The organism is Microcystis sp. M_QC_C_20170808_M9Col (assembly GCF_007095495.1).
GTDB classification, from domain to species: Bacteria; Cyanobacteriota; Cyanobacteriia; order Cyanobacteriales; family Microcystaceae; genus Microcystis; species Microcystis aeruginosa.
This window is the reverse complement of record NZ_SFBZ01000140.1, coordinates 1-7793: the sequence shown is the minus strand read 5'-3', so window position 1 is coordinate 7793 and position 7793 is coordinate 1. Positions and strand designations below refer to the sequence as shown.

At 45.3% G+C, this 7793-nt stretch carries 9 protein-coding genes; 6 read left to right on the top strand and 3 right to left on the bottom strand.

Translation table 11 applies throughout. The features are described 5' to 3' along the window. The 5 genes from EWV68_RS08465 to EWV68_RS08445 form a co-directional block, all read left to right on the top strand. Window positions 1-474: RNA-guided endonuclease InsQ/TnpB family protein (locus EWV68_RS08465; protein ID WP_287169478.1), on the top strand; the 474-nt coding region annotated here is incomplete at its 5' end. 18 nt (window positions 475-492) lie between these two features. Beyond that, entirely contained in the window at window positions 493-1134 is a 642-nt protein-coding gene (gene clpP, locus EWV68_RS08460; protein ID WP_223210720.1) for an ATP-dependent Clp endopeptidase proteolytic subunit ClpP, read from the top strand. 211 nt (window positions 1135-1345) lie between these two features. Further along, on the top strand, window positions 1346-1807 hold the full coding sequence (locus EWV68_RS08455; RefSeq protein ID WP_004163378.1) for a hypothetical protein: 462 nt from the start codon (window positions 1346-1348) through the stop codon (window positions 1805-1807). Window positions 1808-1887: 80 nt separating this feature from the next. Beyond that, complete coding sequence (gene tgt, locus EWV68_RS08450; RefSeq protein WP_287169476.1) at window positions 1888-3012, top strand: tRNA guanosine(34) transglycosylase Tgt; 1125 nt, start codon at window positions 1888-1890, stop codon at window positions 3010-3012. Between the two features lie 50 nt (window positions 3013-3062). Continuing rightward, entirely contained in the window at window positions 3063-3200 is a 138-nt protein-coding gene (locus tag EWV68_RS08445) for a photosystem II reaction center protein K (protein ID WP_008206475.1), read from the top strand. Window positions 3201-3639: 439 nt separating this feature from the next. On the opposite strand, the gene hetL is transcribed toward EWV68_RS08445, so the two are convergent. From hetL to EWV68_RS08430, 3 genes are all read right to left on the bottom strand, one after another. Then, window positions 3640-4302, bottom strand: coding sequence for a heterocyst differentiation pentapeptide repeat protein HetL (hetL, locus tag EWV68_RS08440; RefSeq protein WP_287169475.1), 663 nt, complete (start codon window positions 4300-4302; stop codon window positions 3640-3642). Between the two features lie 54 nt (window positions 4303-4356). Continuing rightward, window positions 4357-4719, bottom strand: a complete 363-nt coding sequence (locus tag EWV68_RS08435) for an ArsR/SmtB family transcription factor (protein WP_002758508.1) — start codon at window positions 4717-4719, stop codon at window positions 4357-4359. A gap of 196 nt (window positions 4720-4915) precedes the next feature. After that, the gene (locus tag EWV68_RS08430) at window positions 4916-5926 is read right to left on the bottom strand and encodes a DUF6398 domain-containing protein (RefSeq protein ID WP_287169474.1); all 1011 of its coding nucleotides are present in this window, start codon (window positions 5924-5926) and stop codon (window positions 4916-4918) included. 135 nt (window positions 5927-6061) lie between these two features. Here EWV68_RS08430 and gatA point away from each other — a divergent pair, with 135 nt between their 5' ends. Continuing rightward, the gene (gene gatA, locus EWV68_RS08425; RefSeq protein WP_002739155.1) at window positions 6062-7513 is read left to right on the top strand and encodes an Asp-tRNA(Asn)/Glu-tRNA(Gln) amidotransferase subunit GatA; all 1452 of its coding nucleotides are present in this window, start codon (window positions 6062-6064) and stop codon (window positions 7511-7513) included. The last annotated feature ends 280 nt before the right edge of the window (window positions 7514-7793 follow it).

Genomic DNA, 7793 nt, shown 5'->3' with positions numbered 1-7793 from the left:
AATGATCTGGTAGTCTATGAAGCTTTAAAGGTAAGAAACTTAGTCAAAAACCGTAAGCTTGCCAAGTCGATTTCCGATGCTTCTTGGTATCAATTCACTGAATGGTTGAATTATTTTGCTAAGATTTATCGGATTGTTTGTGTTGCTGTACCACCGCATTTCACTTCTCAAGATTGTTCAGTTTGTGGGACGAGAGTTCAAAAAACATTAAGCACTAGAACTCATCAATGTCCTAATTGTCAAACAGTCTTAGATAGGGATCATAACGCAGCAATAAATATTCTTAAAAAAGGGTTGAAATATTTGGGAAATCATCTCAACGGTACTGTTGGGCAAACAGAAACCGACCCAAACGCCTTGGGAGAGTCCGGCCTCTGGATTTTCAGTGGAGACATTGAGAATCTAAGCTGTCTCGTTGAACAAGGAATTTCCGATAGTGATCTGGAAAGAATCCCCCGTCACAGCGTAGCTTGACGGTGGGAGTATGTCAAAATCAAAAAACTAACCGCAGCAGCAAGACAAGAAAGCGCAATGATTCCTACCGTTATTGAAACCACAGGCCGGGGCGAACGCGCCTTCGATATCTACTCCCGACTACTCCGGGAAAGAATCGTCTTTTTGGGACAAGAAGTAACCAGCGACCTAGCTAACCTAATCGTCGCCCAATTACTCTTTCTAGAAGCAGAAGACCCCGAAAAAGATATTTACTTGTATATCAACTCCCCCGGTGGTTCCGTTTCGGCCGGATTAGGGATTTTTGACACCATGAATCAAATCCGTCCCGATGTCAGCACCATTTGTATTGGTTTAGCTGCCAGTATGGGGGCTTTTCTCCTCAGTGCCGGCAAACCGGGCAAAAGAATGAGCCTACCCAACTCGCGGATCATGATTCACCAACCCCTCGGCGGCGCCCAAGGTCAGGCCACCGATATCGAAATTCAGGCCAAAGAAATTCTCTATCTCAAACAATTACTCAATGAACACCTAGCTAGTCATACGGGTAAACCTCTCGACCTCATCGCCGAGGATACGGAAAGGGATTTCTTTATGTCCGCCGAAGAAGCCCTAGACTATGGTTTAATCGATCAGGTGATCGATCGCAGTCCTTCCGCTTCTAACCCCCCCAGTAAATAGTTATGATTGGGTAGGCTCTGTCTACCCAGATTTTTGTAAATATTTAGTAAGCGGAAATTAATCATCGATCGTCGTTATTAATATTAAATAACAATGAAAAGTTCTAGCGGATTGGGTTAAGATCGAGACGTAACCCGAAGAAAATTGCAACAGGAATCGGTAGAAACCCCCCGGTGGGTTATAAAAGGAAATTTTTTTACTGGCAATCCCTATGAACTATCATCCACCCTCACAGCCCCTGCCCGCCCCCTGTATTATTGATTCTGGCGTGGTCATCGCTAAAGAAGATATGCGTCGTCTCCTCGATGATCTCGGACGAGTTCGCTACATCCATAGTCTCGAAGGAGTGATTCAGAGTGAAGGGGAGGGATGGATAGTGGAAGTTTTCGCCGATTATCAGCAAAGCACCCTAGTTGCTAACTACAGTCTTTATCTCAATACCTATAGCTTCGATTGTCTGCGTTTAACCCGCTCTCCCGACGGTGAAACCTATTTTGATCTGATCCAAGACAATCGGCAATTACGGCTAATTCCCCTGAGTAATCCACTCCAAGACCCCGATATGAAAGCCCGTCTCAATGCCGATACCCTCGAAGCCATGGTTACTCAGGTACTTTCTGCTAAGTGGGATGTGCAGTTTGAAGACGAAGACGACAACGATTGCCCCTTTTAGGCAGCGAGCAAAAATACTGGTTACTGATAACTGATAACTGGTTACTGATAACTTATAACTGATAACTGATAACTGAAACAGTGGGATTTTCCTTTGAATTAATCGCCAGGTGTCCCCAAACTGGTGCGCGGGTTGGGGTTTGGCATACTCCCCACGGACCGGTAGAAACACCCCGTTTTATGCCCGTGGGAACTTTGGCCACGGTGAAAGGTTTGACCCCCGCTCAAATCGCCAGCACGGGGGCGCAAATGATTCTCGCTAATACCTATCACCTGCATCTGCAGCCTGGAGAAAGTATTATCGAGAAAGCGGGAGGTTTACACGAGTTTATGGCGTGGAATCAGCCAATATTAACAGATTCTGGTGGATTTCAGGTATTTAGCCTCAGTCAACTGCGGCAAATTAAAGAATCGGGAGTCACCTTTCGATCGCCCCGGGACGGTAGAATAATCGAAATTACGCCAGAAAAATCGATTCAGATTCAAAATGCCCTCGGTGCTGATGTGATTATGGCCTTCGATGAATGTCCCCCCACGGGAGTCAGTCATGAGACCATGAAAGCATCCATAGAACGCACCTATCGCTGGTTAGAGCGCTGTCTGGGGGCCCATCAACGACCCCAAGAACAGGCTTTATTCGCCATAGTGCAAGGGGGAATTTATGAGGATTTACGGGCAGCAGCGGCGGAATCTTTAGTAAAACTCGATTTACCCGGTTATGCCATCGGGGGCGTGAGTGTGGGGGAAGAAACCAGCCTAATTCATCGCATTGTCCAGATAACTGCCCCTTTACTCCCCGAAAATAAACCCCGTTACCTGATGGGAGTGGGAACCTATGGAGAAATGGCCAAGGCGATCGCTAGTGGCATAGATCTGTTTGATTGCGTCATTCCCACCCGTTTTGGTCGCCATGGCACGGCCTTAGTGCGGGGAGAGCGTTGGAACCTCAAAAATGCCCGTTTTAAGGAGGATTTCGCCCCTTTAGACGAGACTTGTCCCTGCTACACCTGTCAACACTTTAGCCGTGCCTATCTGAATCATTTAATTAAATCGGGGGAAATGTTGGGTTATATTCTCTTATCTCTGCACAATATCGCCGAATTAATCAGATTTACCCGTGAAATTCGTCAATCTATCCTAGAAGGGACTTTTGCCCAAGATTTTGCCCCTTGGCTTGAGGATGCCGTAGATGTTACCCCAACGTGATAAAATTTCAGGAAACGTTTGAAAATTTTCTTGTCAAGGTAGATAGAGAGATGGAAACTGCACTTTTGTTGGCCAAATTGCCGGAAGCATACCAAATTTTCGACCCCTTAGTCGATGTCTTGCCCCTGATTCCCCTATTTTTCCTCTTGCTGGCCTTTGTTTGGCAAGCATCCGTCGGTTTTAAATAGGGTTTGCGGCAAAAAGCTTTTCCTGGGGGCAGGGTGTGGGGTGTGGGGTGTGGGGTGTGGGGTTTTACCGATTTTGAGGTAGTCAGTTACCTAATTTTCAGGGAAAAAGTTCCAGAATTTTCCCCCCGATCCCCGCAATGGCTGGCACTTTTTGAGGGAAAAAAAGTCTAAAAGTCTTATCCAACAAGGTTTTTAGATTTATTCAGCAAGCCTTAAATAAATCGACCCTCAATTATAGCGTTTCTTGTTCGCAAGCGGTACATTATCGATGTTGAAAAGCTTAATCAGCAAAGGTTTAACTGTGCCACACAGGTGTGAGAAACGCTATATCAGTTATCAGTGAGCAGTGATCAGTGATCAGTTATCGGATTTGAGCTTTAAGTGAAATGACATCTTTTCACTGTTTACTGATTACTGATCCCTGAAAAAGCTTCCCAGATTAAAACAAAGTCCAGGTTAAATCAGCATCAGTCAAGTCCACATCTTCTAAAATTGCCCCGCGCAAATCGGCATAACTGAGATCCGCACCCCGGAAACTGGCCCCGGTGAGATCGGTAATAAATCCGTCTCTTTCGGGACTAGCACGAAAATTAACCCGGCAAAGTCGGCAATTAGCCAAATTAGCTCGATATAACAGGGAGCCGCTCAGATTAGCATAGTTGAGATCGGCTCCGCAAAAGTTAGTTTTGCCCAAGTCTGTGCGTTGGTCGGAAGTGGAGCGAAAATCCGTATCGATTAATAGGGCCTGCTGGAGATTAGCACTGTTGAGATTAACACCGTTTAAGACGGCTTTGGTTAAATAAGCGGCTTCTAAATTGGCTTCGATGAGATTAGCTCCGCTTAAGTCCGCATCTCGTAAACAAGCTCGATAAAAGTCCACTTGACTTAAATCTGCTCCCCAGAGAATCGCCTCACTTAAATCCGCTTCTCTCAGCAGCGATCGCGCAAGGCGTATTTTTCCTAACCGGGCCTGTCGCAGATCGGCACGGCAAAAATTGACTCCTGGGAGGGCAATATTAGTTAAGTCGCTTTCCCGCAAATTAATCCCCCGAAAATCTCTTTCTCCCTCCCGATAGCGTTGACAAAGTTCTTCTAGGAGCATGGAAATTTTTTTCTATATCATAATTGAGGCAAAATGTCAAGGGTTTGGTAATTTTTATTTAGGGAGATGGAAAGTTGGCAGACTCTCGAATTCTCGGGCCCGTTGACGCATTTGCTGACTAATGCGATCGCAAACCACCTTACAGAGATCATAGATCACGGGGTCGGTAATTTGATAGTAAACGCTGACTCCTTGGGGTTGCCGCGAGATAATTCCCGCTTGGGTTAAAGCTTTCAGGTGTTTGGAGAGATTGGCCTGACCTAGTCCGGTAGCTTCGGCGATTTCTTTACCATTCATCGCGCCTAATTGCAAGCAACTGAGAATCTGTAGGCGACTGACTTCCGACAGGACTTTGAAATAGTCCGCCACCGAAGCGAGGACGACGCTAGAGGTTTGGGGGGAGAAACTGTCCAACATAGGTAGGTAATAAAGTGACCAGTTAAAAAGGCTGACAATAGGTTATCGTTTAAAACTTTATAACTATTGACTACTATAGTTTAACTGGAGAGGTAACTAGAGTCTAGTCTGCAAGCTCGATCGAGATTGGGTCATTCAGGAATCTACTGCTGCAAGAGTGCCTCCTAGCTCCACCAAAAGACTTTTTCAGCAAACCCTAATTATCACCGAGCATGGTACTGATTAACTGCCGGACCGTAGTGCTAGGATGGTTCTCCAAATTGCTTGGTAAAGCCCATTCTGAGTCAAGATAGGACATCTTCAGTAAATCTCTCACTTGTTTTGATTTAGCTTGTCCTGTACTTTGAGCAACCCCAAAAGCCTGATAAAGTTCTTTGGCCGAAATGTGGGGATTTTGAGTAGGATCGAAGAGAAAATTGACCATTCCTAGGGCGTGAGTAATGCCGGCAGCCCAGGAATTAGCCTTACCTTTTTCTAGGGGAGAGGGACGCTTACGAGCTAAAGTTGCAGTTAATTGGCGAATAAGTTGGGCGTATTCTTCATTAAGATATTGAGCGGCAAATTTATCGGTAATATCGATAATTTCTTGATATTTGGCCTGCATTGCCTTGGGAACATTTTCCGATTTAGAAACAGCTGGAAGCGTTTTTTTCAATATTGCTGCCGCTTGCTGTTTGGCGCGTTGTTCAGCATTATATTTTTCTTGAAAAGCTGTTAAACCCTCCTGACTGGTGATATCAAAACCCTGCTGATGCGCTTGTAACAGGAGATTTTTCATAAAACCGGCACTGTTGGGATCGTTCATCAGTTGACCAAAGCGATCTCCTAATTGCTCTAAATATTTAATAATAGCCTTAGCCTGAGTTAATTTATATTCTCGTCCCAAAAATTGCCAAAAACTAATTAATTCAGGGATAGCATCTTCGGTTTCCGTCGGATCGAGGACAGTAATTTTGCGTGGTAAAATCTTCTCCATTAAGATCTGCACATATGCTTTAGTCATGGTAGCAAGGGTATAACCTTCATAGAGATAGCCCAACTCGACAAAGGTAGCAATCCAACCACCACCTTCTTCTTTTTCTTGATAATAGGACTCTCCCTCTGGCGAATTGATATATTCTTCGATCGCTCCAGTAATATAATCTTCTAATAAGGGTTCGGCTTCATCGTAGTCTAAATTATCTAATTGTCGGATATTAAAAGTCATAACTCTAGTTTTCCTCCGAGGCTTTCCTTTAATTTTAGGGGATTAGCTGACCTACAGCCAAACTGACGCTAAAATAGTCTTTGCTGTCCGGGGTTGTTGCTTGCTCCTGACGGTGGTTGTAACCGGTAACTGAACATGACTTCGATTCGTCAACTGCATCAACAACTCGTTAATAAAGAAAAAACAGCCGTCGAAATCGCTACAGAATTTCTCGCTCGTATTCAAGCGATCGAACCACAAGTAAAAAGCTTTCTCCATTTAACCCCGGATTTAGCCCTCGCACAAGCCCAAAAAGTGGACGAGAAAATCGCCAGGGGTGAATCGCTGCATCTGTTAGCAGGTATTCCCATCGCATTAAAAGATAATCTCTGCACCAAGGGTATCCCCACCACCTGCGCTTCTCGGATTTTAGAGAATTTTGTCCCCCCCTACGAGTCCACCGTTACCCAAAAATTACGGGATTTAGGAGCAGTTATCGTCGGTAAAACCAATTTAGACGAGTTTGCTATGGGTAGTTCCACCGAAAACTCCGGTTATCACGTTACTGCTAATCCCTGGGACTTATCCCGGGTGCCTGGTGGCTCTTCGGGGGGTTCAGCTGCGGCTGTGGCCGCTCAAGAATGCGTGGTCGCCCTAGGATCGGATACGGGGGGATCAATTCGTCAACCGGCTTCATTTTGTGGCGTTGTCGGGCTAAAACCGACCTATGGCTTGGTTTCTCGCTTTGGTTTGGTGGCTTACGCTTCTTCTCTCGATCAGATCGGTCCCTTTGGTCGTACCGTAGAAGATGCGGCGATTTTATTACAAGCGATCGCAGGTTACGATCCCCAAGATTCTACCAGTCTCAATCTGCCGATTCCCGACTATAGCCAATTCCTGAAAACCAGTTTAAAAGGGTTAAAAATTGGCGTAATTAAGGAAACTTTCGGGGAAGGTTTGGATCAGGTCGTTGCCGAGGCAGTTAATCAAGCTTTAGCGCAGTTAAAGGCCCTTGGTGCTACGATTAAAGAGATTTCCTGTCCCCGTTTCCGTTACGGATTGCCCACCTACTACATTATCGCCCCCTCGGAGGCATCGGCGAATTTAGCCCGTTACGATGGGGTTAAATACGGTATTCGGGAAGATGCCGATAGTTTGATTGATATGTACACCAAGACTCGCGCCAAGGGTTTTGGTGCGGAAGTTAAGCGCCGGATTATGTTGGGAACCTATACCCTCTCGGCGGGTTATTATGATGCTTATTACCTGAAAGCACAAAAAGTGAGGACTTTGATCAAAGAGGATTTCGATCGAGCTTTTCAATCGGTAGATGTGTTAGTTTCTCCCACTTCACCGACCACAGCCTTTAAAGCCGGGGAAAAAACGGCGGATCCTCTGAGTATGTATTTATCGGATTTAATGACTATTCCCGTCAATTTAGCCGGTTTACCCGGGTTAAGTCTTCCCTGCGGTTTTGACGGGCAAGGTTTGCCGATCGGTTTACAATTAGTCGGTAATGTGCTGCGCGAAGATCAATTATTTCACGTCGCCCACGCCTACGAACAGGCCACCGATTGGCACAAACGTCAACCATCTTTTACAAATTGATACAATTGCCGGTGGCTATCTTTTGCCGGTAGCCATCAAGTAAAAATCGGCAACCCTGAAAATCTCTCAAGCTTTCTTTTAATTAGGGACAATTTGCCGAAAAAGCTTTTATTTCGTCATCCCAATTGCTCAAAAACAGGAGCTTCCTGAAGAACACAATTAAAAACTTCTGCTAAACTAGAGGCCTCTTTTTGAGTTTAATTGCGTGAAAACTGACAGTATTTTCTATCAACTCTTACAAAGATTTCCCGCTTGTTTCTTTGATTTGTTGAACCTTCCC

Bases quoted from the DNA above. Each gene is read 5' to 3' on its own strand.
- EWV68_RS08430 (WP_287169474.1), bottom strand. From the start codon at position 5,926: ATGACTTTTAATATCCGACAATTAGATAATTTAGACTACGATGAAGCC.
- EWV68_RS08435 (WP_002758508.1), bottom strand. From the start codon at position 4,719: ATGTTGGACAGTTTCTCCCCCCAAACCTCTAGCGTCGTCCTCGCTTCG.
- hetL (WP_287169475.1), bottom strand. From the start codon at position 4,302: ATGCTCCTAGAAGAACTTTGTCAACGCTATCGGGAGGGAGAAAGAGAT.
- EWV68_RS08445 (WP_008206475.1), top strand. From the start codon at position 3,063: ATGGAAACTGCACTTTTGTTGGCCAAATTGCCGGAAGCATACCAAATT.
- gatA (WP_002739155.1), top strand. From the start codon at position 6,062: ATGACTTCGATTCGTCAACTGCATCAACAACTCGTTAATAAAGAAAAA.
- EWV68_RS08455 (WP_004163378.1), top strand. From the start codon at position 1,346: ATGAACTATCATCCACCCTCACAGCCCCTGCCCGCCCCCTGTATTATT.